General features: G+C 44.8%; 32 protein-coding genes. All 32 read left to right on the top strand.

The genetic code is table 11. The features are described from left to right. The first annotated feature begins 210 nt into the window (after positions 1–210). On the top strand, positions 211–4,242 hold the full coding sequence (gene rpoB / locus HWQ47_RS26315) for a DNA-directed RNA polymerase subunit beta (protein WP_269968888.1): 4,032 nt from the start codon (positions 211–213) through the stop codon (positions 4,240–4,242). Between the two features lie 80 nt (positions 4,243–4,322). Beyond that, entirely contained in the window at positions 4,323–8,546 is a 4,224-nt protein-coding gene (gene rpoC / locus HWQ47_RS26310) for a DNA-directed RNA polymerase subunit beta' (protein WP_269968887.1), read from the top strand. Positions 8,547–8,737: 191 nt separating this feature from the next. Beyond that, on the top strand, positions 8,738–9,112 hold the full coding sequence (gene rpsL, locus HWQ47_RS26305) for a 30S ribosomal protein S12 (RefSeq protein WP_269968886.1): 375 nt from the start codon (positions 8,738–8,740) through the stop codon (positions 9,110–9,112). 76 nt (positions 9,113–9,188) lie between these two features. Next, positions 9,189–9,659 (top strand): 30S ribosomal protein S7, encoded by a 471-nt coding sequence (rpsG, locus tag HWQ47_RS26300; RefSeq protein WP_269968885.1) that lies wholly within the window; start codon positions 9,189–9,191, stop codon positions 9,657–9,659. A gap of 75 nt (positions 9,660–9,734) precedes the next feature. Beyond that, the gene (fusA, locus tag HWQ47_RS26295; protein WP_269968884.1) at positions 9,735–11,831 is read left to right on the top strand and encodes an elongation factor G; all 2,097 of its coding nucleotides are present in this window, start codon (positions 9,735–9,737) and stop codon (positions 11,829–11,831) included. A gap of 78 nt (positions 11,832–11,909) precedes the next feature. Beyond that, the gene (gene tuf / locus HWQ47_RS26290) at positions 11,910–13,094 is read left to right on the top strand and encodes an elongation factor Tu (protein ID WP_269968883.1); all 1,185 of its coding nucleotides are present in this window, start codon (positions 11,910–11,912) and stop codon (positions 13,092–13,094) included. 413 nt (positions 13,095–13,507) lie between these two features. Next, a complete protein-coding gene (gene rpsJ, locus HWQ47_RS26285; RefSeq protein ID WP_005503530.1) occupies positions 13,508–13,819 on the top strand; it encodes a 30S ribosomal protein S10 in 312 nt (103 codons plus the stop codon). A 24-nt stretch (positions 13,820–13,843) separates the two neighbouring features. Next, on the top strand, positions 13,844–14,482 hold the full coding sequence (gene rplC, locus HWQ47_RS26280) for a 50S ribosomal protein L3 (protein WP_269968882.1): 639 nt from the start codon (positions 13,844–13,846) through the stop codon (positions 14,480–14,482). A gap of 16 nt (positions 14,483–14,498) precedes the next feature. Beyond that, a complete protein-coding gene (rplD, locus tag HWQ47_RS26275) occupies positions 14,499–15,104 on the top strand; it encodes a 50S ribosomal protein L4 (protein ID WP_269968881.1) in 606 nt (201 codons plus the stop codon). Continuing rightward, the gene (rplW, locus tag HWQ47_RS26270; RefSeq protein ID WP_269968880.1) at positions 15,101–15,400 is read left to right on the top strand and encodes a 50S ribosomal protein L23; all 300 of its coding nucleotides are present in this window, start codon (positions 15,101–15,103) and stop codon (positions 15,398–15,400) included. The genes rplD and rplW overlap by 4 nt, the downstream gene beginning before the upstream one ends. A 16-nt stretch (positions 15,401–15,416) precedes the next feature. Continuing rightward, positions 15,417–16,244, top strand: a complete 828-nt coding sequence (gene rplB / locus HWQ47_RS26265) for a 50S ribosomal protein L2 (protein WP_269968879.1) — start codon at positions 15,417–15,419, stop codon at positions 16,242–16,244. An 11-nt stretch (positions 16,245–16,255) separates the two neighbouring features. Then, a complete protein-coding gene (gene rpsS / locus HWQ47_RS26260) occupies positions 16,256–16,534 on the top strand; it encodes a 30S ribosomal protein S19 (RefSeq protein ID WP_006083596.1) in 279 nt (92 codons plus the stop codon). Between the two features lie 15 nt (positions 16,535–16,549). After that, positions 16,550–16,882 (top strand): 50S ribosomal protein L22, encoded by a 333-nt coding sequence (rplV, locus tag HWQ47_RS26255; protein ID WP_012144645.1) that lies wholly within the window; start codon positions 16,550–16,552, stop codon positions 16,880–16,882. A 9-nt stretch (positions 16,883–16,891) separates the two neighbouring features. Continuing rightward, positions 16,892–17,581 (top strand): 30S ribosomal protein S3, encoded by a 690-nt coding sequence (rpsC, locus tag HWQ47_RS26250; protein WP_144042385.1) that lies wholly within the window; start codon positions 16,892–16,894, stop codon positions 17,579–17,581. Between the two features lie 11 nt (positions 17,582–17,592). Beyond that, positions 17,593–18,003 (top strand): 50S ribosomal protein L16, encoded by a 411-nt coding sequence (gene rplP / locus HWQ47_RS26245; protein ID WP_269968878.1) that lies wholly within the window; start codon positions 17,593–17,595, stop codon positions 18,001–18,003. Then, on the top strand, positions 18,003–18,194 hold the full coding sequence (gene rpmC, locus HWQ47_RS26240) for a 50S ribosomal protein L29 (RefSeq protein ID WP_012144642.1): 192 nt from the start codon (positions 18,003–18,005) through the stop codon (positions 18,192–18,194). The genes rplP and rpmC overlap by 1 nt, the downstream gene beginning before the upstream one ends. Continuing rightward, positions 18,194–18,442 (top strand): 30S ribosomal protein S17, encoded by a 249-nt coding sequence (gene rpsQ / locus HWQ47_RS26235; protein WP_269968877.1) that lies wholly within the window; start codon positions 18,194–18,196, stop codon positions 18,440–18,442. The genes rpmC and rpsQ overlap by 1 nt, the downstream gene beginning before the upstream one ends. 178 nt (positions 18,443–18,620) lie before the next feature. Beyond that, positions 18,621–18,989: a 50S ribosomal protein L14 gene (rplN, locus tag HWQ47_RS26230; protein ID WP_012327253.1), complete on the top strand. Its 369-nt coding sequence runs from the start codon at positions 18,621–18,623 to the stop codon at positions 18,987–18,989. Positions 18,990–19,000: 11 nt separating this feature from the next. Further along, a complete protein-coding gene (gene rplX, locus HWQ47_RS26225) occupies positions 19,001–19,315 on the top strand; it encodes a 50S ribosomal protein L24 (RefSeq protein WP_144042381.1) in 315 nt (104 codons plus the stop codon). Between the two features lie 12 nt (positions 19,316–19,327). Continuing rightward, a complete protein-coding gene (gene rplE, locus HWQ47_RS26220; protein WP_269968876.1) occupies positions 19,328–19,867 on the top strand; it encodes a 50S ribosomal protein L5 in 540 nt (179 codons plus the stop codon). Between the two features lie 10 nt (positions 19,868–19,877). Beyond that, positions 19,878–20,183, top strand: a complete 306-nt coding sequence (rpsN, locus tag HWQ47_RS26215; protein ID WP_269968875.1) for a 30S ribosomal protein S14 — start codon at positions 19,878–19,880, stop codon at positions 20,181–20,183. 24 nt (positions 20,184–20,207) lie between these two features. After that, the gene (rpsH, locus tag HWQ47_RS26210) at positions 20,208–20,600 is read left to right on the top strand and encodes a 30S ribosomal protein S8 (protein ID WP_269968874.1); all 393 of its coding nucleotides are present in this window, start codon (positions 20,208–20,210) and stop codon (positions 20,598–20,600) included. Positions 20,601–20,612: 12 nt separating this feature from the next. Continuing rightward, a complete protein-coding gene (rplF, locus tag HWQ47_RS26205) occupies positions 20,613–21,143 on the top strand; it encodes a 50S ribosomal protein L6 (protein WP_269968873.1) in 531 nt (176 codons plus the stop codon). A gap of 10 nt (positions 21,144–21,153) precedes the next feature. Further along, the gene (rplR, locus tag HWQ47_RS26200) at positions 21,154–21,504 is read left to right on the top strand and encodes a 50S ribosomal protein L18 (protein WP_144042376.1); all 351 of its coding nucleotides are present in this window, start codon (positions 21,154–21,156) and stop codon (positions 21,502–21,504) included. A 12-nt stretch (positions 21,505–21,516) separates the two neighbouring features. Further along, positions 21,517–22,023 carry a 30S ribosomal protein S5 gene (gene rpsE / locus HWQ47_RS26195; RefSeq protein WP_144042375.1) on the top strand — a complete coding sequence of 169 codons (507 nt, stop codon included), beginning with the start codon at positions 21,517–21,519 and terminating at the stop codon, positions 22,021–22,023. Positions 22,024–22,029: 6 nt separating this feature from the next. Further along, the gene (gene rpmD, locus HWQ47_RS26190; RefSeq protein WP_269968872.1) at positions 22,030–22,215 is read left to right on the top strand and encodes a 50S ribosomal protein L30; all 186 of its coding nucleotides are present in this window, start codon (positions 22,030–22,032) and stop codon (positions 22,213–22,215) included. A gap of 1 nt (position 22,216) precedes the next feature. After that, positions 22,217–22,651 (top strand): 50S ribosomal protein L15, encoded by a 435-nt coding sequence (rplO, locus tag HWQ47_RS26185; RefSeq protein ID WP_269968871.1) that lies wholly within the window; start codon positions 22,217–22,219, stop codon positions 22,649–22,651. 7 nt (positions 22,652–22,658) lie between these two features. Further along, on the top strand, positions 22,659–23,999 hold the full coding sequence (gene secY, locus HWQ47_RS26180; protein ID WP_269968870.1) for a preprotein translocase subunit SecY: 1,341 nt from the start codon (positions 22,659–22,661) through the stop codon (positions 23,997–23,999). A gap of 23 nt (positions 24,000–24,022) precedes the next feature. Continuing rightward, positions 24,023–24,136: a 50S ribosomal protein L36 gene (rpmJ, locus tag HWQ47_RS26175; RefSeq protein WP_006083579.1), complete on the top strand. Its 114-nt coding sequence runs from the start codon at positions 24,023–24,025 to the stop codon at positions 24,134–24,136. A gap of 113 nt (positions 24,137–24,249) precedes the next feature. Further along, complete coding sequence (gene rpsM / locus HWQ47_RS26170; RefSeq protein ID WP_269968869.1) at positions 24,250–24,606, top strand: 30S ribosomal protein S13; 357 nt, start codon at positions 24,250–24,252, stop codon at positions 24,604–24,606. A 14-nt stretch (positions 24,607–24,620) separates the two neighbouring features. Continuing rightward, complete coding sequence (gene rpsK, locus HWQ47_RS26165) at positions 24,621–25,013, top strand: 30S ribosomal protein S11 (protein ID WP_012153476.1); 393 nt, start codon at positions 24,621–24,623, stop codon at positions 25,011–25,013. Between the two features lie 35 nt (positions 25,014–25,048). After that, entirely contained in the window at positions 25,049–25,669 is a 621-nt protein-coding gene (rpsD, locus tag HWQ47_RS26160; RefSeq protein ID WP_269968868.1) for a 30S ribosomal protein S4, read from the top strand. Positions 25,670–25,688: the final 19 nt, after the last annotated feature.

Here is a 25,688-nt window from a genome sequence, read left to right as displayed (position 1 = left end):
AATCAGGTGCGGGCTGGCGGTTTTTTAACCGTCGGCCTTTTTTGCGCTGTATGCGCAGGCGATTTTTTTTTCACCGTTTATCGCCAGATTTTGCAGTTCCTAGCAGAGATTACTGGTTAGGTTCTTGCCATCAACGGTGATGGGCAAACGTGCTGTCTCGATCTTAGGATTGCTTCAGTCTTGGTCACATCTCGCAAACAGAGGAAACCCATGGTTTACTCCTATTCTGAAAAGAAGCGTATTCGCAAAGATTTCGGTAAACGTCCACAAGTTTTGGATATTCCTTATCTTTTGTCTATACAGTTGGACTCATTTAAAAAGTTCACGGATCAAGATCCTACAGGTGAGCGTGGTTTTGAAGCCGCTTTCCGTAGCGTTTTTCCCATCAAAAGTTTTTCTGGTAACTCAGAACTACAGTACGTTAGCTATAAGCTAGGCGAACCTGTTTTTGATGTGAAAGAGTGTCAAATCCGCGGTGTTACATATTCAGCTCCTCTACGTGTTAAATTGCGTATGGTTCTGTATGACCGTGAAGCGGCACCTGGAACAGTCAAAGACATTAAAGAACAAGAAGTCTACATGGGTGATATTCCCATGATGACTGACAACGGTACCTTTGTTATCAATGGTACTGAGCGTGTTATTGTATCTCAGTTACACCGTTCACCTGGTGTATTCTTCGATCATGACCGCGGCAAGACTCACTCGTCAGGCAAGGTTCTGTACAATGCACGTATCATTCCTTACCGTGGTTCTTGGTTAGATTTCGAATTTGATCCAAAAGATGCTTTGTTTGTACGTATTGACCGTCGTCGCAAATTACCAGCGTCTATCATGCTACGTGCGTTGGACTATTCGACTCAAGAAATCTTAGATCTGTTCTTCGATCGCGTAAATTTCAAGATCAAGAAAGATTCTTTAGTGATGGAGCTTGTTGCAGAACGCCTTCGTGGTGAAACTGCTAGCTATGATATCAAAGATAGTGATGGTTCTATCATCGTTGAGAAAGGACGTCGTATTACCGCGCGTCATATCCGTCAACTTGAGAAGAGCAATACGACTGAGCTTGAAGTACCAGTAGATTACATCGTTGGTAAGATCGCAGGTCAAGACTATATCGATCCTGATACCGGTGAAGTATTAGTATCTGCTAACGCAGAGTTGACTCTTGAAGACCTTGCTAAACTTTCTTTGGCTGGCATTAAAGAAATAAGCACATTGTATATCAATGAACTTGATAACGGTGCTTACATGTCAGATACGCTACGTATTGACTCTACAACTAACCGTCTTGAAGCGTTAGTTGAGATCTATCGTATGATGCGTCCTGGCGAGCCACCAACCAAAGATGCGGCAGAAGGTCTATTTAATAACTTATTCTTCAGTGAAGAACGTTATGATCTATCTAAAGTAGGTCGTATGAAGTTCAATCGTCGTCTCGGTATCGATGATGACGAAGGTACAGGCATCCTATCTAAAGAAGATATCGTTGCTGTAATGAAGAACATCATCACTATTCGTAACGGTAATGATGAAGTTGATGATATCGATCACTTGGGTAACCGTCGTATCCGTAGTGTTGGTGAAATGGCTGAAAACCAGTTCCGTGTTGGTCTCGTTCGTGTAGAACGCGCCGTGCGCGAGCGTTTAAGTCTTGGTGATCTTAATGAGCTTATGCCACAAGATCTAATCAATGCTAAGCCTATTTCTGCTGCAGTTAAAGAGTTTTTCGGCTCTTCTCAGCTGTCTCAGTTTATGGATCAAAACAACCCACTTTCAGAAGTGACTCATAAGCGTCGTATTTCGGCTCTTGGTCCTGGTGGTTTGACTCGTGAACGTGCTGGTTTCGAAGTTCGAGATGTACACCCAACTCACTACGGTCGTTTATGCCCAATTGAGACCCCTGAAGGTCCAAACATTGGTCTAATCAACTCATTAGCAAGTTTTGCGCGTACTAACTCTTATGGTTTCCTTGAAACACCTTACCGTAAGGTAATTGATGGTGTGGTTACTGATCAGATCGATTATCTGTCAGCAATCGAAGAAGGCCGTTATGTGATTGCACAGGCTATCGTCGACTTAGACGAAAACGGTCGTATGCTAGATGAGCTAATCGCTTGTCGTCATAAAGGTGATTCTGCCTTTATGGGTGCTGCCGATATTCAATATATGGATGTATCGCCACAGCAGATCATTTCAGTTGCTGCATCACTTATTCCGTTCCTAGAACACGATGATGCTAACCGTGCCTTGATGGGTGCGAACATGCAACGTCAAGCTGTACCAACACTAAGAGCTGATAAGCCATTAGTCGGTACCGGTATTGAGCGTATTATTGCGGTCGACTCAGGTGTTGTGGTTGTTGCTAAGCGTGGTGGTCATGTTGACTACGTTGATTCGAGTCGTATCGTTGTTAAGGTAAATGAATCTGAGCTACGCCCTGGCGAAGCTGGTATTGATATCTATAACTTGACTAAATATACGCGTTCTAACCAGAACACCTGCATTAATCAACGTCCTTGTTGTTCAATCGGTGATCCAGTGGTTACTGGTGATGTGCTTGCTGATGGTCCATCAACCGATTTAGGTGATTTGGCTCTTGGTCAGAACATGCGTATCGCATTTATGCCTTGGAACGGTTACAACTTTGAGGATTCGATCCTTATCTCTGAGCGTGTTGCGATGGAAGATCGTTTCACCACTATTCACATTCAGGAGCTTTCTTGTATTGCTCGTGATACTAAGCTGGGTAGTGAAGAGATCACTGCTGATATTCCAAACGTTGGTGAGTCTGCGCTTTCTAAGCTCGATGAGTCAGGTATTGTTTATATAGGTGCTGAAGTTAAGGGTGGAGACATCCTAGTTGGTAAAGTGACACCTAAGGGTGAAACACAACTGACTCCAGAAGAGAAGCTCCTCCGAGCAATCTTTGGTGAGAAGGCCTCTGACGTTAAAGACAGTTCACTACGTGTACCTAATTCTGTTAAAGGTACTATCATCGACGTTCAGGTATTTACCCGTGACGGCGTTGAGAAAGATAAGCGTGCTGTTGAAATTGAAGAGATGCATGTTCGTCAAGCTAAGAAAGATTTGACTGAAGAGTTCCAAATCCTCGAAGAGGGTGTTTATGGACGTGCGCGTAACCTTCTACTTAGTTCTGGCTTCGATCAGGCTCAACTTGATGTTATCCCACGTTCTCATTTGCTTGCTCAAAGCATTGAAGATGAAGGTAAGCAAACTGAACTTGAACAACTTGCTGAGCAGCATGATGAACTTAAAGCAGACTTCGATAAGAAGTTTGAGATTAAGCGTCGTAAGATCACTCAAGGTGATGACTTAGCACCTGGCGTATTGAAGATTGTTAAGGTTTACCTTGCAGTTAAACGTACTATCCAGCCTGGTGATAAGATGGCTGGTCGTCACGGTAACAAGGGTGTTATCTCTAAGATTAACCCTGTTGAAGACATGCCTTACGATGAGAATGGTAACCCAATCGACATCGTATTGAACCCGCTTGGTGTACCATCGCGTATGAACATCGGTCAGGTTCTTGAAGTGCATATGGGTGCTGCGGCTAAAGGTATCGGTGACAAGATCACTGCAATGCTTGAAGAGCAACGTGAATTAGCAGAGCTTCGTGGCTACATCAAACAAGTTTATGAATTAGGCGACGAAGTTAAACAACGCGTCGACATTGATTCATTTACTGATGATGAAATAGTACGTCTTGCTAAGAACTTGCAAGGTGGTATACCTATTGCGACTCCAGCATTCGATGGCGCAAAAGAGAAAGAAATTAAGGAAATGCTTGCGCTTGCCGGTCTTCCTACTTCTGGACAGCGTAAATTGTTTGATGGTCGTACTGGTGATGCGTTTGAGCGTGAGGTAACCGTAGGTTACATGTACATGTTAAAACTTAACCACTTGGTTGATGATAAGATGCATGCTCGTTCTACGGGTTCATACAGTCTTGTTACTCAGCAGCCTTTGGGCGGTAAAGCTCAGTTTGGTGGTCAGCGTTTCGGAGAGATGGAAGTGTGGGCATTAGAAGCATACGGTGCCGCTTATACGCTTCAAGAAATGCTAACTGTTAAGTCTGATGATGTTAACGGTCGTACCAATATGTATAAAAATATTGTCGACGGTAACCACCAGATGCAACCAGGCATGCCAGAGTCGTTCAACGTATTGTTGAAGGAGATCCGTTCACTCGGTATTAATATCGAATTGGATCAAGACTAAAACTAACTAAGGTTAGTTTGGCAATAAATTGGTGTCCTGCAATTGCAGGGCACCCGGTTTAACTCCTTCAGGAGAGAAACGTGAAAGACTTATTAAAGTTTCTGAAACAGCAAAGTAAGACCGAAGAGTTCAATGGTATTAAGATCGGACTCGCGTCGCCAGATCTAATCCGTTCTTGGTCATTTGGTGAAGTTAAGAAGCCAGAAACCATTAACTACCGTACCTTTAAGCCTGAGCGTGAAGGCTTATTCTGTGCACGTATTTTTGGTCCAGTAAAAGATTATGAATGTTTATGCGGTAAGTATAAGCGTCTTAAGCATCGTGGTGTGATCTGTGAGAAGTGTGGCGTTGAAGTTACACAGACTAAAGTACGCCGTGAGCGCATGGGTCACATCGATCTTGCTAGCCCAGTAGCTCATATTTGGTTCTTAAAATCACTACCGTCTCGTATTGGTTTGATGCTAGATATGACTCTGCGTGATATCGAACGTGTACTTTACTTCGAATCATTTGTCGTTATTGAGCCTGGCATGACCAGTCTTGAGCGCGGACAGATGCTGACTGAAGAAAGTTACCTAGATGCATTAGAAGAGTACGGTGATGAGTTCGAAGCTAAGATGGGTGCTGAAGCAGTTCTAGAATTGCTACGTGCTATCGAGCTTGAGAAAGAAATTGAGATGATGCGCGAAGAGTTGCCATCAATCAACTCTGAGACTCGTCGCAAGAAGATCACTAAGCGTCTAAAGCTTATTGAGGCATTCTTCACTTCAGGTAATAAACCTGAGTGGATGATCCTTAAAGTGTTACCAGTTCTGCCACCTGATCTACGTCCTCTAGTTCCACTAGATGGCGGACGTTTTGCTACGTCTGATCTTAACGACCTTTATCGTCGTGTGATCAACCGTAACAACCGTCTAAAGCGTCTGTTAGATCTAGCAGCTCCAGATATCATCGTACGTAACGAAAAGCGTATGTTGCAAGAATCTGTCGATGCGCTATTAGATAACGGTCGTCGTGGTCGTGCTATTACTGGTTCTAACAAGCGTCCGCTTAAATCTTTGGCCGATATGATCAAAGGTAAGCAAGGTCGTTTCCGTCAGAACTTGCTAGGTAAGCGTGTGGATTACTCTGGTCGTTCGGTAATTACCGTAGGTCCAACACTTCGCTTACATCAGTGTGGTCTTCCTAAGAAGATGGCACTTGAGCTATTTAAGCCTTTCATCTATGGCAAGCTAGAAGGCCGTGGTTTAGCGACTACGATCAAAGCTGCTAAGAAGATGGTAGAGCGTGAAGTTCCTGAAGTTTGGGATGTTCTAGACGATGTTATTCGTGAACATCCAGTGATGCTTAACCGTGCACCAACACTGCACAGACTAGGTATCCAGGCATTTGAGCCAGTACTAATCGAAGGTAAAGCGATTCAGCTTCATCCATTGGTTTGTGCGGCATACAACGCCGACTTCGATGGTGACCAAATGGCTGTTCACGTGCCGCTAACGCTGGAAGCTCAGCTAGAAGCACGTTCGCTTATGATGTCGACTAACAACATTCTATCACCTGCAAATGGTGAGCCGGTTATCACACCGTCTCAGGATGTTGTATTGGGTCTGTACTACACCAGTCGTTCATGTGTGAACGGTAAAGGTGAAGGTATGGCGTTTGAGTCTATCGACGAAGTCGAAAAGGCTTACCGTACTGGTTTTGCAGCTATTCATGCAAAAGTTAAAGTGCGCATCACAGAGACTAATATCGCTGAAGATGGTGAACGTACCGAATCACGTCGTATCGTTGATACAACGGTTGGTCGTGCATTACTTTCTCGCATATTGCCAAAAGGCTTGTCATTTGATCTGGTTAACCAGAACATGGGCAAGAAGCAGATCTCTAAGCTACTGAACACTTGTTACCGTCAACTTGGTCTTAAAGATACAGTAATCTTTGCTGACCAATTGATGTATGCCGGTTTCCATTATGCGACTGTATCGGGTGCCTCTGTAGGTATCAACGACATGGTTATTCCAGATGAGAAGTACACACTAGTTGCTGAGGCTGAAGCGGAAGTTCTTGAAATTCAAGAACAGTTCCAATCTGGTTTAGTCACCGCTGGTGAGCGCTACAACAAAGTCATCGATATCTGGGCTAGTGCAAACGAGAAAGTCTCTAAAGCTATGATGGCTAACCTGTCTGTTGAGACAGTGATAAACCGCGATGGTGAAGAGGAAGAGCAAGAGTCGTTTAACAGCATCTATATGATGGCTGACTCGGGCGCTCGTGGTAGTGCTGCTCAGATCCGTCAGTTAGCGGGTATGCGTGGTCTGATGGCTAAGCCAGATGGCTCAATCATCGAAACTCCAATTACAGCTAACTTCCGTGAAGGTCTAAACGTATCTCAATACTTTATCTCTACTCACGGTGCTCGTAAGGGTCTAGCGGATACAGCACTTAAAACGGCTAACTCGGGTTATCTGACTCGTCGTTTGGTTGATGTTGCACAAGATCTTGTTGTAATTGAAGAAGATTGTGGCACGTTTGAAGGTCTAACAATGAAGCCGCTCATTGAGGGTGGTGATGTTGTTGAGCCGTTGCGTGAGCGCGTTCTAGGTCGTGTTGTTGCCCTAGATGTGCTTAAGCCAGGTACTGAAGAAGTCCTTGTGCCTCGTAATACTTTGCTTGACGAAGCTTGGTGTAACATCATCGAAGAGAATTCTATCGATGAGATGATTGTTCGTTCAGTCATTAGCTGTGATACAGACTTCGGTGTGTGTGCTGCTTGTTATGGTCGTGATTTGGCTCGTGGTCATATCATTAACCAAGGCGAAGCAATCGGTGTTGTTGCCGCTCAGTCAATTGGTGAGCCAGGTACACAGCTTACGATGCGTACCTTCCACATTGGTGGTGCAGCATCTCGAGCTTCAGCTGAGAACAATGTTCAAGTTAAGAACCTTGGTACACTTAAGCTGCATAACGCTAAACACGTTACTAACAGCGAAGGTAAGTTGGTTATCGTTTCTCGTTCATCTGAACTTGCGATTATCGATGAGCTTGGCCGTGAGAAAGAGCGCTATAGAGTACCTTACGGTACAATTCTTGAGAAATTAGAAGATGATGCTGTTACAGCTGGTGAGATTATCGCTAACTGGGATCCGCATACTCACCCAATTATCTCTGAAGTAGCGGGTAGTATTAAGTTCGTCGACATGATTGAAGGTGTAACTATTACACGTCAAACTGATGAACTAACGGGTCTTTCTTCTATTGTTGTGATGGAAGTGGGTCAACGTCCTAGTGCGGGTAAAGAGATGCGTCCAGCGATCTGTCTACTTGGCGCGGATGGTAACGACTTGATGATCCCTGGAACAGAAGTTCCTGCACAATACTTCTTACCGGGTAGTGCGATTGTTAACCAAGACGATAATGCCTCAATTAATGTTGGTGATGCGTTAGCGCGTATTCCACAAGAATCGTCAAAGACTCGTGATATTACTGGTGGTCTACCTCGCGTAGCCGATCTGTTTGAAGCACGTAAGCCGAAAGAACCAGCTATTCTTGCTGAGCACTCAGGTACAATCTCGTTTGGTAAAGAGACTAAGGGTAAACGTCGTCTGGTTATCACACCTGCTGATGGTGGTGAGCACTACGAAGAGATGATCCCTAAGTGGCGTAACTTGAACGTGTTCGAAGGTGAAAAAGTCGAACGCGGTGAAGTTATTGCTGATGGTGCTGAAGCTGCACATGATATTCTACGTTTACGTGGAATTCATAAAGTGGCCAACTATATCGTTAATGAAGTTCAAGACGTATACCGTCTACAGGGCGTAAAAATTAACGATAAGCACATCGAAGTTATCATTCGTCAAATGCTGCGCAAGTGTGAAATCACTAATGCAGGTGACAGTGACTTCCTAGCGGGTGAACAAGCTGAAGTATCTCGTGTTAAGATCGCTAACCGCGAACTTGTAGCACAAGGTAAACAGCCTGCAACCTTCTCACGTGAGCTTCTTGGTATTACCAAGGCGTCTCTGGCAACTGAGTCATTTATCTCAGCAGCCTCGTTCCAGGAAACCACACGTGTACTGACAGAAGCTGCAGTAGGCGGAAAGAGTGATAAACTACGTGGTCTTAAAGAGAACGTGATTGTGGGTCGCTTGATCCCTGCTGGTACGGGTTATTCATACCATCAGAAGCGTAATGCTGCAGCTGCGGCTAAAGCTAAAGGCTCTAGTATTGAAGTTGCTCCAGTTAGTGCGAGTGAAGCTGAGCAAAATCTTGCTGATCTACTCAATCTCGCTGGAAGTTCGGATTAATTTCGTACTTCAAAAGTAAATAGATTGTAAAAAAGGCGCCTAAAGCGCCTTTTTTTTACTTTATATTGGTTAAAACTTGTCTATTTCTTGACAGATGAGCATTACCTTTCTAAAATTTCGCGTCCCACACCTGTGGGATATAGATTTTTCACACCTTACTGTTGAGTTTATCAACTGATTCGGAGCTATACATGGCAACTGTAAACCAGTTGGTACGTAAGCCTCGCACGCCAAAAGTCGATAAGACTAATGTGCCTGCGTTGAATGCGTGTCCACAAAAACGTGGTGTTTGTACTCGCGTATACACAACCACACCAAAAAAACCTAACTCTGCACTACGTAAAGTAGCTCGTGTGCGTCTAACTAACGGTTTCGAAGTAACTTCGTACATCGGCGGTGAAGGCCACAACCTGCAGGAACACAGTGTAATCCTAATCCGTGGTGGTCGTGTTAAAGACTTACCTGGTGTGCGTTACCACACTGTTCGTGGCGCTTTAGATTGTGCTGGCGTAAGTGAACGTCGTCAAGGTCGTTCTAAGTACGGTGCTAAGCGTCCTAAGTCTTAACGCTTTCCGTTAAGTAAGGCCAAGCTAAAATTTTGATTCCAGTTTTGGGGTCCCTGAAGCATACGGAGATATTGTTATGCCAAGACGTCGCGTTGTAGGACAACGTAAAATCCTACCAGATCCAAAGTTCAATAGTGAGTTGTTGGCTAAGTTCATCAACGTCATTATGCAGGACGGCAAAAAGTCGACTGCAGAAAAGATTATATACAAGGCACTAGATACTGCCGCTGAGAAGAAAAGCGAAGATCATCTAGTGATCCTTGAAGCAGCCCTGGACAATGTCCGCCCTTCAGTCGAGGTTAAATCTCGTCGTGTTGGTGGTTCTACTTACCAGGTACCATGTGAAGTACGCCCAGTTCGTCGTAATGCATTGGGTATGCGTTGGTTGGTTGAAGCTGCACGTAAGCGTGGTGAAAAATCTATGGCTCTACGTCTAGCCGGTGAATTGCTAGACGCTTCAGAAAACAAAGGTACTGCCGTTAAGAAGCGCGAAGATGTGCATCGTATGGCAGAAGCAAACAAAGCGTTTGCTCATTACCGCTGGTAATCTGATGGAGCTGGCATTTGCCAGCTCCATATTCTACATCTCTAAGGCACTTGTCTTAGATAAGAGGGTTTAAACGTGGCTCGTACAACTCCGATTGAGCGCTACCGTAATATTGGTATTGTTGCTCATGTTGACGCAGGAAAAACCACAACAACAGAACGAGTTCTGTTCTACACCGGTGTATCCCATAAGATCGGTGAGGTTCATAATGGCGCTGCCACTATGGATTGGATGGAGCAGGAGCAGGAGCGTGGTATTACCATTACTTCAGCTGCAACGACTGCGTTCTGGAGTGGTATGGAAGCTCAGTTTACTGAGCACCGTATCAACATTATCGACACACCTGGGCACGTAGACTTCACGATTGAAGTTGAACGTTCATTGCGTGTACTCGATGGTGCAGTGGTAGTTTTCTGTGGATCATCAGGTGTTGAACCACAATCTGAAACTGTTTGGCGTCAGGCTGATAAGTATCATGTACCACGAATCGTATTCGTCAATAAGATGGATCGTGCTGGTGCTGACTTTGATCGCGTGATTGAGCAGATCCGTAACCGTCTAGGGGCGACTTGTGTGCCGGTTCAAATGAACATAGGTGCAGAAGAGAATTTCAAAGGTGTTATCGACCTGATTAAGATGAAGGCCATTAACTGGTCAGAAGATGATCATGGTACAACGTTCACCTATGAAGATATTCCTGTAGAGCTTGCCGATAAGGCAGCTGAAATGCGTGAATATCTCGTTGAAGCAGCAGCAGAAGCAACTGATGAACTGATGGAGAAGTACCTCGAAGAGGGCGAACTGTCAGTTGACGAAATTAAGGCTGCACTGCGTCAACGTACTCTAGCTAATGAGATCGTACTTGCTACTTGTGGTTCTGCATTTAAGAACAAAGGTGTGCAAGCGGTACTTGATGCTGTTATCGATTATTTGCCATCTCCTGTTGAGGTCCATGCAATTAAAGGCCTTAATGAGAAAGAGGAGGAAGTACTTTGTCCTGCGGACGATGATGCTCCTTTTGCTGCGTTGGCATTTAAAATCGCGACAGACCCATTTGTCGGTACGTTAACTTTTATACGCGTTTATTCGGGTGTATTAGAAACGGGAGCTGCCGTTTATAACTCAGTTAAACAGAAGCGGGAACGCATAGGTCGTATGGTGCAGATGCATGCAAATGACCGCCAAGAGATTAAAGAGGTTCGCGCTGGTGACATCGCGGCAGCTATTGGTCTTAAGGACGTAACTACGGGTGATACACTTTGTGACATTAGTCGTAAAGTCATCCTAGAGCGTATGGATTTCCCTGAGCCTGTTATCACGATAGCAGTTGAACCAAGAACTCAATCCGATGAGCAGAAGATGGGAGTTGCGTTGCAAAAACTTGCAGCAGAAGATCCCTCTTTCCGTGTGGAAACAGATCCTGAATCTGGACAAACACTGATCTCGGGTATGGGAGAGTTACACCTTGACATTATCGTCGATCGTATGCGTCGCGAGTTTGGTGTTAATTGTAACGTAGGTAAACCACAAGTCGCTTATCGTGAAACTATTCGCTCTAGTGTAGAAGTCGAAGGGAAATTTATACGTCAATCAGGCGGTCGAGGTCAATTCGGTCACGTATGGTTGAAGCTAGAACCTCAAGAAGAAGGTTTTGGTTATGAATTTGTCAACGAGATTGTTGGTGGTGCTGTTCCAAAAGAATACATCCCTGCAGTAGATAAAGGTATTCAAGAACAGATGAAGAGTGGCGTTCTCGCCGGTTTCCCTCTCTTGGATGTGAAAGTTAGTTTGTTCGATGGTTCATATCATGATGTGGACTCGAATGAAATGGCTTTTAAGGTTGCGGGTTCAATGGGCTTCAAAAAGGGTGCCTTAGAGGCTGACCCTGTGCTATTAGAACCTTGCATGAAAGTGGAAGTGACAACACCTGAAAATTATATGGGTGATGTTGTTGGAGACTTGAACCGACGTCGTGGTTTGATTGAAGGTATGGATGACGGTATTGCCGGCGTCAAACTTGTTCACGCTACGGTGCCTCTATCTGAAATGTTTGGATATGCAACAGACTTGCGCTCAGCGACTCAGGGACGTGCCTCTTACTCTATGGAGTTTTTGAAGTACTCTGATGCGCCGCAAAATGTTGCCAAAGCGGTTATAGACGCACGAGGCTAATCGTCCGTATTGTGTATAATTGTACATTAAAATTGCTATTGCTCGGTTTATACCGAGCATTTCTGAAAGGAATATATCGTGGCTAAAGTTAAATTTGAACGTAATAAACCACATGTAAACGTTGGTACTATCGGTCACGTTGACCATGGTAAAACTACGCTTACTGCTGCTATCTCTGCAGTACTTGCAAAAACGTACGGTGGCGAAGTTAAAGATTTCGCACAAATCGATAACGCTCCAGAAGAGCGTGAGCGCGGTATTACAATTAATACTTCTCACATCGAATATGACACACCAGCACGTCACTACGCACACGTAGATTGTCCAGGTCACGCCGATTATGTTAAGAACATGATTACTGGTGCTGCTCAAATGGATGGTGCAATCCTAGTTGTTGCTTCTACAGATGGTCCAATGCCACAGACTCGTGAGCACATCCTGCTTTCTCGTCAGGTTGGTGTACCATTCATCATCGTATTCATGAACAAGTGTGACATGGTTGATGACGAAGAACTACTTGAGCTAGTAGAAATGGAAGTTCGTGAACTTCTAACTGAATATGACTTCCCAGGTGATGACCTTCCAGTTATCCAAGGTTCTGCACTTAAAGCCCTTGAAGGCGAGCCTGAGTGGGAAGCTAAGATCCTTGAGCTAGCTGATGCTCTTGATAATTATATTCCAGAGCCAGAGCGTGCTATTGATGGTGCGTTCCTGCTTCCAATTGAAGATGTATTCTCAATCTCAGGCCGTGGTACAGTTGTTACCGGTCGTGTAGAGCGCGGTATCATTAAAGTTGGTGAGCCAGTAGAAATCGTTGGTATCAAAGAAACAACATCTACTACTTGTACTGGTGTTGAAATGTTCCGTAAGCTGCTTGACGAAGGTCGTGCTGGCGAGAACTGTGGTGTACTTTTACGTGGTACTAAGCGTGAAGATGTTGAACGTGGTCAGGTTCTTGCTGCTCCAGGTTCAATCAACCCACACACAACTTTTGAATCAGAAATCTACGTTCTGTCAAAAGAAGAAGGCGGACGTCACACTCCATTCTTCAAAGGTTATCGTCCACAGTTCTACTTCCGTACTACGGATGTGACTGGTACTATCGAATTGCCAGAAGGCGTTGAGATGGTTATGCCTGGTGACAACGTTCAGATGGTTGTTACTCTGATTGCTCCAATCGCGATGGATGAAGGTTTACGCTTCGCTATTCGTGAAGGTGGCCGTACAGTAGGTGCTGGTGTTGTAGCTAAGATCATCGCTTAATAGCGATTACTCTTACTAAACATCTAAAAAGGAAGCTTCGGCTTCCTTTTTTTATGTCTGGAACATTTATGCATAACGCCCATGGATGGATAGCGATAGGCTTTATATTGAAAATTTACGATAACAGACTAGCTAATTAATAAAATAATCGTATAATGCTCGCCAGCAAAAATATTGAATTAATGACTCTTGTTGTTAATTCAAACAATGGGGTTGATCTACTGCTTAATATCGGTATAATACCTCCTCGCCTTAACCATTAGGCGAAACACTTTGTCTTGCCGTAAGGTTTGACGTTAAAAATACAGCGGCTCCGATTGTGAGTCGAACGGTTAAATCATCTCGCTCTGCTTTTCTAATGTGAAGAAGCTAGAGGGTGATTTTTTATGTGTCCATTTTAGGAGCTCTGGTCAATGCAGAACCAAAGAATCCGTATCCGCTTAAAAGGATTTGATCATCGTTTGATCGATCAATCTACTGCGGAAATCGTTGAAACTGCTAAGCGTACAGGCGCACAGGTTCGTGGTCCAATTCCACTTCCAACGCGTAAAGAACGTTATACCATTTTGACTTCTCCACACGTTAATAAAGATGCGCGTGATCAGTACGAACTTCGTACTCATAAGCGTCTTGTTGATATCGTTGAGCCAACAGAAAAGACTGTAGATGCACTTATGCGTCTTGATCTTGCTGCTGGTGTTGACGTTCAAATTAGCTTGGGTTAATTGAGCTTAGAAGAGGTTTGAGAGATGGCTATCGGTCTTATCGGTCGTAAAGTGGGTATGACACGCATCTTCAATGAAGATGGTGCTTCTATCCCAGTAACAGTAATTGAAATTGCAGCTAACCGTGTGACTCAGGTGAGAACCTTAGAAACTGACGGTTACCGTGCTCTTCAAGTAACAACTGGTACTAAAAAAGCTAATCGCATCAATAAGCCAGAAGCAGGTCACTTTGCTAAGGCTGGCGTAGAAGCCGGTCGTGGTTTGTGGGAAGTGCGTTTGGCAGATGATGAAGGCATCGACATTGTTGTTGGTGCTGAGTTAAATGTTGATATCTTCGCTGATGTTGCGAAAGTAGATGTAACAGGTCAATCAAAAGGTAAAGGTTTCCAAGGCGGTGTTAAGCGTTGGAATTTCCGCACTCAAGATATGACACACGGTAACTCACTTTCACATAGATCCAACGGTTCTATTGGTCAAAACCAAACACCTGGTCGCGTTTTCAAAGGTAAGAAAATGTCGGGCCACATGGGTGCGGAGCGTGTTACAACTCAAAATCTAGAAGTAATTCGTGTAGATGTTGAGCGTAACTTGCTATTGGTTAAGGGTGCTGTTCCGGGGGCCACAAATGGCAACCTGATCATCAAGCCTGCCGTTAAAGCTTAGGTCTGAGGAGATAGTAATGGAATTGGTATTGAAAGACGCACAAAGTGCTCTTGAAGTTTCCGAAACTACCTTCGGCCGTGACTTTAATGAAGCACTGGTTCATCAGGTAGTTGTAGCATATGCTGCAAACGCGCGTCAGGGCACTCGTGCTCAAAAGACTCGCGCAGAAGTTATTGGTTCTGGCAAGAAGCCATGGCGCCAAAAAGGTACTGGCCGCGCACGTGCTGGTACTGTTAAAGGCCCAATCTGGCGTGGCGGTGGCGTAACATTCGCTGCTAAAACACAAGATCATAGCCAGAAAGTTAACAAGAAGATGTACCGCGGAGCGCTGAAAAGCATTTTCTCTGAGTTGGTACGTCAAGACCGTCTAATCGTGGTTGAGTCGTTTTCTGTTGAAGCTCCTAAAACTAAAGAGCTGAAAGCTAAACTGGCTGAAATGAACCTGGAAGACGTGTTGATTGTTACTCCAGAAATTGACGAGAACTTGTTCTTAGCCGCTCGCAACTTGTACAAAGTTGACGTTCGTGATGTTGCTGGTATTGATCCAGTAAGTCTAATCGCGTTCAACAAAGTACTAGTCACTGTCGATGCTATTAAGCAAATCGAGGAGATGCTGGGATGATAAGCCAAGAACGTTTGCTAAAAGTTATTCTTGCACCACATATCTCTGAAAAGAGCACTATTTGTGCAGAGAAAAACAACACGGTAGTTTTCCGTGTAGCTATAGACGCAACTAAAGCTGAAGTTAAAGCTGCAGTGGCTCAATTGTTCGAAGTTGAAGTTGATTCAGTTCGCACTCTAGTTAACAAAGGTAAGACCAAGCGTACCGGTGCCCGTATGGGTCGTCGTGTAGATTGGAAAAAAGCCTATGTGACTCTAGCTGCCGGTGCTGAAATCGATTTCGTCGGCGCTGAGTAAGCAAAGGAGAATTATCATGGCAATTATTAAGTGTAAGCCAACTTCTGCTGGTCGTCGTCACGTTGTTAAAGTGGTGAATACTGACCTGCATAAGGGTAAACCTTTTGCTGGGCTGTTGGCTAAGAAGTCAAAAAGTGGTGGCCGTAACAATACTGGTCGTATCACTGTTCGTCACATAGGTGGTGGACACAAGCAGCATTACCGTATTATGGATTTTAAACGAATCAAAGACGGTATTCCTGCAAAAGTTGAGCGTTTGGAATATGATCCAAACCGCACAGCTAACATCGCACTTGTTTTGTATGCTGATGGTGAGCGTCGTTATATTCTTGCTGCAAAAGGCATGAAAGCTGGTGATAAGATCCAGTCTGGTATCGATGCTGAAATCAAAGTGGGTAACGCTTTGCCATTACGCAACATCCCAGTAGGTAGTGTTGTACACGCAGTTGAAATGAAGCCTGGTAAAGGTGCTCAAATCGCTCGTTCAGCAGGTACTTATGTGCAAGTTGTTGCTCGTGATGGCGAATACGCTACTCTACGTCTTCGCTCTGGCGAAATGCGTAAAGTACCGGTTGATTGCCGCGCGACAATGGGCGAAGTTGGTAACGCCGAGCATATGCTACGCCAGTTAGGTAAAGCAGGTGCTAATCGCTGGAGAGGCATACGCCCTACAGTACGTGGTGTTGCAATGAACCCAGTAGACCATCCACATGGTGGTGGTGAAGGCCGTACTTCGGGTGGCCGTCATCCAGTATCTCCATGGGGTGTCCCAACTAAGGGTTATAAGACTCGTAGTAACAAACGCACCGACCAGTACATTGTACGTCGTCGCAATAAAAAGTAAGAGGATTCGCCATGCCACGTTCTCTCAAGAAAGGTCCATTCATTGACCTACACTTGCTGAAGAAGGTAGAGAAAGCGATGGAAGCGGGAGACAAGAAGCCTATTAAGACTTGGTCTCGTCGCTCTATGATCATCCCTAATATGATTGGGTTGACCATCGCTGTCCATAATGGTCGTCAGCACGTACCTGTGTTCGTAACTGACGAAATGATCGGCCACAAGCTTGGTGAGTTTTCACCAACGCGCACTTATCGCGGCCATGCTGCAGATAAGAAAGCGAAGAAGCGTTAATACGGGAGGAATAAGATGGAAGTTTTAGCTAAACATCGTTTTGCCCGTACGTCGCCTCAGAAGTGTCGTTTGGTTGCAGATCAAATCCGTGGACTGCCTGTTGCTAAGGCTCTCGAAATATTAACTTTCAGCCCTAAGAAAGCTGCAGTACTTGTTAAAAAAGTACTGGACTCTGCAATCGCCAATGCTGAGCACAATGAAGGTGCTGACATTGACGAGTTAAGAGTTGGAGCCATTATGATCGATGAAGGTCCAACTATGAAGCGTATCATGCCACGTGCCAAAGGCCGTGCTGATCGTATAATTAAGCGTACCAGCCACATTACTGTGGTTGTATCAGATCGCTAGGAGTTAGCAATGGGACAGAAAGTACATCCTAATGGTATCCGTCTGGGTATCACTAAGCCTTGGATCTCGACCTGGTACGCTGACAAGTCAGACTATGCCAATAACTTAACTAGTGACAGTGAAGTGCGTAAGTTTCTTGAAAAGAACCTTAAGCAAGCTTCAGTCTCTAAGATTGTTATCGAGCGTCCAGCTAAGAGTATTCGCGTTACTATTCACACTGCCCGTCCAGGTGTTGTGATTGGTAAGAAAGGCGAAGACGTTGAGAAGCTACGCAACGCAGTTGCTAAGTTAACTGGTCTTCCAGCTCAAATTAACATTGCTGAGATCCGTAAGCCTGAGCTAGATGCAAAGCTTGTTGCCGAAGGCATCGCTTCGCAGCTAGAGCGTCGTGTTATGTTCCGTCGTGCTATGAAGCGCGCAGTACAAAATGCAATGCGTCTTGGTGCTAAAGGTATCAAGGTTCAAGTTGGCGGCCGTCTAGGCGGTGCTGAGATTGCGCGTTCTGAGTGGTATCGTGAAGGTCGTGTACCTTTGCATACTCTGCGTGCTGATATCGACTATTCTACTGCAGAAAGTCACACTCAATACGGTGTGATTGGCGTCAAAGTTTGGGTCTTCAAAGGTGAAGTTCTAGACGGCGTGCTACCTGTGCATGAAGAGCCGAAACAGCAGCCGAAGCGTAAGCCTCGCGGTAAATAGGAGAGCTGGCAATGCTGCAACCAAAACGAACTAAGTTTCGCAAAATGTTCAAAGGCCGCAACCGTGGTCTAGCGAACGGCACTGAAGTTAGCTTCGGTGATTTCGGTCTGAAAGCTGTTGGTCGTGGTCGTTTGACTGCGCGTCAGATTGAAGCTGCGCGTCGTGCAATGACACGTCACATTAAACGTCAAGGTCAAATCTGGATCCGCGTTTTCCCTGATAAGCCAATTACCTCTAAGCCTCTTGAAGTGCGTATGGGTAAAGGTAAGGGTAACGTTGAATACTGGGTTTGCCAGATTCAACCAGGTAAGATGCTTTATGAGATGGATGGTGTATCAGAGGAGTTAGCTCGTGAAGCTTTCGCCCTTGCTTCTGCCAAACTACCTCTTAAGACTACCTTTGTAACTAAGACGGTGATGTAATGAAAGCGAGCGAACTAACAGAAAAGAGCGTTGAAGAATTGAACGCTGAACTGCTTGGTCTGCTGCGTGAGCAGTTTAATCTGCGTATGCAACACGCCACTGGTCAGTTGACTCAAACTCATCAGCTTAAAATCGTGCGTCGTAATATTGCGCGCGTTAAGACCATTATTACTTCTAAGGCGGGTGCATAATGTCTGATAATATCCGTACTTTGCAGGGTCGTGTACTTAGCAACAAGATGGACAAGTCTATCACTGTAGCTATTGAGCGTAAGGTTAAACATCCTTTATACGGGAAGTACCTTAAGCGCACTACTAAGATCCATGCACATGACGAACAAAATCAGTGTAATGCTGGCGATCTCGTGACTATTCGCGAATGCCGTCCGCTGTCTAAGACTAAGTCTTGGACTCTGGTTGAAGTAATCAATAAAGCTTAATTTTATTAAGTTTTTACCGAAACGGCTCCTACCTCGGAGCCGTTTTTATTTAAACACTATCTATTCCTAAAAACGGGTGTTATACTTGCGCGCCAATTTTGACTAAGTTATTGTCGAAATTAGGTCAAATAGTAGCCTCAATTTAGGGGTGTGAAGTAACGTTAGCGGAGCATTTACAATGATCCAGATGCAATCTACTCTAGATGTGGCCTGTAACAGTGGCGCTCGTAGAGTTCAGTGTATTAAGGTCTTAGGTGGATCTCACCGTCGTTATGCCGGTATCGGCGATATCATTAAGGTTTCTGTTAAAGAAGCTATTCCTCGCGGTAAAGCGAAGAAAGGTGATGTTTATAGCGCGGTTGTAGTTCGTACTAAGAAAGGCGTTCGTCGTCCAGACGGTTCTGTCATTCGCTTCGATCGGAACGCAGCTGTTTTGCTTAACGCAAACAATGCACCGATTGGTACTCGTATTTTTGGCCCAGTGACGCGTGAATTGCGTACAGAACAGTTTATGAAAATTGTTTCTCTGGCCCCTGAAGTACTGTAAAGGAGCATTAAATGGCAGCTAAAATCCGTCGTGAAGACGAAGTAATCGTATTAGCAGGTAAAGATAAAGGGAAACGTGCAAAAGTTTCTCAGGTTCTTCCTACTGGTAAGTTAATTGTTGAAGGCATTAATCTTGTCAAGAAACACCAGAAGCCAAACCCTCAATTGGGCGTAGCTGGCGGTATTATTGAACAAGAAGCACCGATACAAGCATCAAACGTAGCGCTTTTCAACTCTGCCACAGGCAAAGCTGATCGCGTTGGTTTCCGATTTGAAGACGGTCAAAAAGTCCGTTTCTTTAAATCGAACAGTGAACTCGTTAAGTAATTGGAGTAAACGATGGCGAAACTGCATGATAAATATCAAGAGACTGTTAGCCCTGAACTTCTAAAGAAGTTTGGTTTTACCAGTGTCATGCAAGTCCCTCGGATTGAGAAAATCACCCTAAACATGGGTGTTGGCGAAGCAGTAGCAGATAAGAAAGTTATGGAGCATGCGCTTCGTGACATGACTGCTATCGCTGGTCAAAAGCCAGTAGTGACTGTAGCTCGTAAGTCAGTGGCTGGTTTTAAAATCCGTGAAGGCTACCCGATAGGCTGTAAGGTTACATTGCGCGGTGAGCGTATGTGGGAATTCTTAGAGCGTTTAGTTGATATCGCAATCCCGCGTATTCGTGACTTCCGTGGTTTGAGCGTTAAATCGTTCGACGGCCGTGGTAACTACGCAATGGGCGTACGTGAGCAGATTATCTTTCCAGAGATCCAATACGATAAAATCGATAAGATCCGCGGTATGGATATTGTGATCACTACTTCTGCGAAGAATGATGAAGAAGGCCGAGCTCTGCTCGAAGGCTTTAACTTCCCATTCAAGAAATAAGGGTAGCGTAATGGCAAAAACTTCAATGAAAGCACGTGAAGCAAAACGTGCCAAGCTCGTGGCTAAGTTCGCTGAAAAGCGTCTAGCTCTTAAGGCTATCATTAGCAGTCCAACCACTTCTGATGAAGATCGTTGGGATGCAGTTCTTAAGTTACAAGGTCTACCACGTGACTCTAGCGCAGCGCGTCAGCGCAATCGTTGTAGTCAAACAGGTCGCCCACATGGTTACTTACGTAAATTCGGCCTTAGCCGTATTAAACTACGTGAAGCAACAATGCGCGGTGAAGTTCCTGGCCTACGTAAAGCCAGCTGGTAAACACTTGTCACGGAGTAAGCTTATATGAGCATGCAAGATCCTATAGCGGATATGTTAACCCGTATTCGTAATGGCCAAGCTGCTAACCACGTAACAGTATCTATGCCTTCTGCTAAGCTAAAAGTTGCCATCGCGCAAACGCTTAAAGAAGAAGGTTATATTACTGACTACGCCGTAGCAGATGAAGCCAAGCCTGTTCTTGAAATTACCTTAAAGTATTTTCAAGGTCAGCCAGTCGTTGAGACTATCCAGCGCGTTAGCCGTCCTGGTCTTCGTATTTACAAAGGTAAAGACGAACTACCACGTGTGATGGGCGGTTTGGGTGTCGCAATTGTGTCCACTTCTAAAGGTTTGATGACTGATCGTACTGCCCGCCAAAATGGCATGGGCGGGGAAGTTATCTGCTACGTAGCGTAAAAGGAGCAAGCAATGTCTCGTGTCGCAAAAGCACCAGTCGCTATTCCTGCAGGCGTAGAAGTGACTTTAAACGAACAAACTATCACCGTAAAAGGTACTAAAGGTAGTTTGACTCGAGTAATAAACGCTGAAGTTTCTATTGTTGTTGAAAACAATGAAATTAAGTGTAGTCCAATTGAAGGCGTGAAAACTGCCGCTCAAGCTGGTACTGCTCGAGCTTTAATCAACAATATGGTTGTTGGTGTAACAGCTGGTTTTGAGAAAAAACTACAGTTAGTTGGTGTTGGTTACCGTGCGAAAATCGCTGGTAAAGGTATCGATTTAACATTAGGTTTCTCTCACCCACTAGTACATGAACTCCCTAACGGCGTAACAGCTGTTTGTCCTTCACAAACTGAAATCGTACTTTCTGGTACTGATAAGCAGCTTGTTGGGCAAGTCGCAGCTGAGATTCGCGGATACCGTCCACCAGAGCCTTACAAAGGTAAGGGTGTACGTTATGCTGACGAACAAGTACGTCGTAAAGAGGCTAAGAAGAAGTAGGTAACGCGATATGGATAAGAAAACATCTCGCTTACGCCGCGCATTACGCGCCCGTAAGAAGATCCAAGAGCTGGGCGTTAACCGTCTGGTTGTACATCGTACACCACGTCACACCTATGCTCAGGTCATTAGTCCTGATTCACAGGTATTGGCGTCAGCTTCGACTGCTGAGAAATCGGTAACTGAGCAATTAAAGTACACTGGTAATGTTGATGCAGCTAAAGTAGTGGGTAAAACCGTTGCTGAACGTGCTATCGAAAAAGGTGTTACTGTAGTTGCATTCGATCGTTCCGGTTTCAAGTATCATGGACGTGTAGCTGCATTAGCAGACGCCGCTCGTGAAGCTGGCCTCAAGTTCTAAGGAATGATGAAAATGGCTAAATTCGAAGCTCAACAACAAAAAGATGATCTGCAAGAGAAATTAGTTGCAGTGAATCGTGTTTCAAAAGTAGTTAAAGGCGGACGTATCTTTAGCTTCACTGCACTAACTGTAGTCGGTGATGGTAATGGTAAAGTTGGCTTTGGCTATGGTAAAGCGCGTGAAGTACCAGCAGCAATTCAGAAAGCGATGGAAAAGGCTCGTCGTAACATCGTTTCTGTTGAATTGAACAATGGTACTCTGCACCACCCTGTAAAGGGCCGTCATACTGGTTCGCGTGTTTACATGCAGCCAGCATCAGACGGTACCGGTATTATTGCCGGTGGCGCAATGCGTGCCGTATTGGAAGTAGCAGGCGTTCATAACGTTCTGTCAAAAGCATACGGTTCTACTAACCCGATTAACATCGTTCGCGCAACTGTAGATGCGTTGGTGCACATGAAGTCACCATCACAAATCGCAGCTAAGCGTGGCCTGAATGTTAATGAAATTCGAGGTTAATGCACCATGGCTACTAAAACAATTAAAGTAACTCAGAATAAAAGTTCAATCGGCCGCTTACCAAAGCACCGTGCGTCTCTTTTAGGTCTAGGTCTACGCCGTATTAACCATACTGTTGAAGTTGAAGATACTCCTTCTATTCGCGGTATGATTAACAAGGTTTACTACATGGTTTCGGTGGAGGAAGTATAAGATGCGTCTAAATACTCTATCACCTGCTGCAGGTGCTAAATCAGCAGCTAAGCGTGTAGGTCGCGGTATCGGTTCAGGCACTGGTAAAACTTGTGGCCGCGGTCACAAAGGTCAGAAGTCTCGTTCTGGCGGCGGCGTTCGCGTCGGTTTCGAAGGTGGTCAAATGCCACTTAAGATTCGTTTGCCTAAGTTTGGTTTTACCTCGCGTAAAGCGTTGGTATCAGCCGAAATCCGTATAAGCGAATTAGCTAAAGTTAACGGTGATGTTGTCGATTTGAGTACACTGAAAGATGCGAATCTTATTACTCGCAACATACAGTTTGCTAAAATCGTTCTTTCAGGTACCATTGAGCGCCCTGTGACTGTCAAAGGTCTAAAGGTAACCAAAGGTGCACGTGCAGCTATTGAAGCTGCCGGCGGAAAGATCGAGGAATAATACGTCGATGGCAAAACCAGGACTTGATTCAAAAAGCGCGAAAGGTGGATTTTCTGAACTGAAGACTCGCCTCCTGTTCGTGATTGGTGCGATTATCGTCTTTAGAGCCGGTTCGTTTGTACCAATTCCTGGTATTGACGCTGCTGTATTAGCAGAGCTGTTCAATCAGCAGAAGGGGACCATCCTAGGCATGTTTAACATGTTCTCTGGTGGTGCCCTTGAACGTGCTTCTATCTTTGCATTGGGAATTATGCCGTATATTTCGGCATCGATTATCATGCAGTTATTGACTGTTGTGCATCCAGCACTCGCCGAACTTAAAAAGGAAGGTGAATCTGGACGTAAGAAAATCAGTCAATATACTCGATACGGCACATTGGTCCTGGGTACATTCCAGGCAATCGGTATCGCAACAGGTCTACCTAACTTAGTTCCAGGCTTAGTAGTAAATCTTGGATTTGGTTTTTACTTCGTTGCAGTTGTGAGTTTAGTGACAGGAACTATGTTCCTAATGTGGCTAGGCGAACAGATAACCGAGCGAGGCATAGGAAACGGTATCTCGATATTAATTTTCGCAGGTATTGTTGCTGGCCTACCATCTGCTATTGGCCAAACGGCCGAGCAGGCGCGTCAAGGTGACTTGAACGTACTCGTACTGTTGTTGATTGCGGTTATTGTATTTGCTGTAACTTATTTCGTCGTATTTGTGGAACGTGGTCAACGTCGTATCGTCGTTAACTATGCTAAGCGTCAGCAAGGCCGTAAGGTGTTTGCCGCGCAAAGTACACATTTACCACTGAAGATAAATATGGCTGGTGTAATACCACCAATTTTTGCGTCGAGCATCATTTTGTTTCCAGGTACACTTGCACAGTGGTTTGGTCAGAATGAGTCTTTATCATGGTTGAGTGATTTTTCACTTGCTGTGTCACCAGGACAACCGCTCTATTCATTATTGTATGCGTCAGCAATCATCTTTTTCTGTTTCTTCTATACTGCGTTGGTGTTTAACCCACGTGAAACGGCAGATAACTTGAAGAAGAGTGGTGCGTTTATTCCCGGGATTCGTCCTGGAGAACAGACTTCGCGTTACATTGATAAGGTTATGACTCGCTTGACATTAGCAGGCGCATTGTACATTACCTTTATCTGTTTAATTCCGGAGTTCATGTTAATTACGTGGAAAGTACAGTTCTATTTTGGCGGTACTTCACTACTTATTATGGTAGTCGTAATCATGGACTTCATGGCTCAAGTTCAGACTCATATGATGTCTCATCAATATGAATCTGTAATGAAGAAAGCTAATCTAGTTAACAAAGCGAATTTAGATCGCTTTGGTCGCTAAGTCAGTTTTCTCGGAGTGATGAAATGAAAGTTCGAGCTTCCGTGAAGAAGATCTGCCGTAATTGCAAGATCGTCAAACGTAGTGGCGTTGTACGTGTGATTTGTGTTGAACCTAAACACAAACAGCGTCAAGGCTAAAAACATTTGTTCAGCCCTGTTCGGGCTGAACAAAATTTATTTGCAAAACTGTTATCTGTCGAGTATCCTACCGGGCTTTTCACAGATAACCATTAACTATTTAGGAGTGCATAGTGGCCCGTATCGCTGGCATTAACATTCCTGATCATAAGCATACAGTCATCGCATTGACTGGAATCTTCGGTATAGGCCGTACTCGCGCTAGAGCAATCTGCGTGGCTACTACTATTGCTGAAGACGCTAAGATCAAGGAATTGAGCGAAGCTCAAATTGATACACTACGCGAAGCAGTTGCCGAATACACTGTAGAAGGTGATTTGCGTCGTGAAGTTTCCATGAACATCAAGCGTCTTATGGACCTTGGTTGTTACCGTGGAATACGTCACCGTCGTAGCCTGCCTCTTCGTGGGCAACGTACTAAGACCAATGCGCGTACGCGTAAAGGTCCACGTAAACCAATCAGAAAGTAACGGGGTAAACCGAAATGGCTAAAGTTCCGTCACGTTCTCCGCGTAAGCGTGTACGTAAACAGGTTGCTGATGGTATGGCGCATATTCACGCGTCTTTCAACAACACAATTATTACCATTACTGATCGTCAAGGTAATGCACTATCTTGGGCAACTTCAGGTGGTTCAGGTTTCCGTGGTTCACGTAAATCTACTCCTTTTGCTGCACAGGTTGCTGCTGAGCGTGCAGGTACTGCTGCTCAGGACTACGGTGTTAAAAACCTTGAAGTTTTTGTAAAGGGTCCAGGTCCAGGGCGTGAATCAGCGATTCGAGCACTGAATTCGGTTGGTTATAAAATAACCAATATTACCGATGTGACGCCTATCCCTCATAATGGTTGTCGTCCTCCTAAGAAACGTCGCGTATAACTCGTCGTTTTTAATAGGATAGTTGGAGAAAGAACATGGCAAGATACTTGGGTCCAAAGCTCAAGCTCAGCCGCAGAGAAGGTACAGACCTTTTCCTAAAAAGCGGCGTGAGAGCAATCGATTCGAAGTGTAAGCTTGATACTGCACCTGGACAACACGGCGCTCGTAAGACCCGTTTGTCTGAGTATGGTGTTCAGCTACGCGAGAAGCAAAAAGTTCGTCGTACTTATGGTGTGCTTGAAAAGCAATTCCGTAACTACTACAAAGACGCTGCACGTGCTAAAGGTAACACTGGTGAAAACCTACTTACTCTTTTAGAAACCCGTCTTGATAACGTTGTATACCGTATGGGTTTCGGTGCTACTCGCGCTGAATCACGTCAGCTTGTTAGTCACAAGTCGATTATGGTAAATGGCAACGTTGTTAACATTCCATCATTCAAAGTGTCTGCGAATGATGTAATTAGCATTCGTGAGAAGTCTAAGAAGCAAGCGCGTATCGTTGCAGCTTTAGAAGTTTCTTCTCAACGCGAAAAGCCAACATGGGTTGAAGTTGATAACACTAAGATGGAAGGTGCTTTCAAGCGTCTACCAGAGCGTAGTGATTTATCTGCGGAAATTAACGAACAGCTCATCGTCGAACTTTACTCTAAGTAAAGTTAATACAAAAGAGAGG

Origin of the sequence: Shewanella sp. MTB7 (genome assembly GCF_027571385.1) — a bacterium.
GTDB lineage: Bacteria > Pseudomonadota > Gammaproteobacteria > Enterobacterales > Shewanellaceae > Shewanella.
Note: the sequence above shows the minus strand (reverse complement) of the source record. Positions and strands in the feature narration are given on the sequence as shown.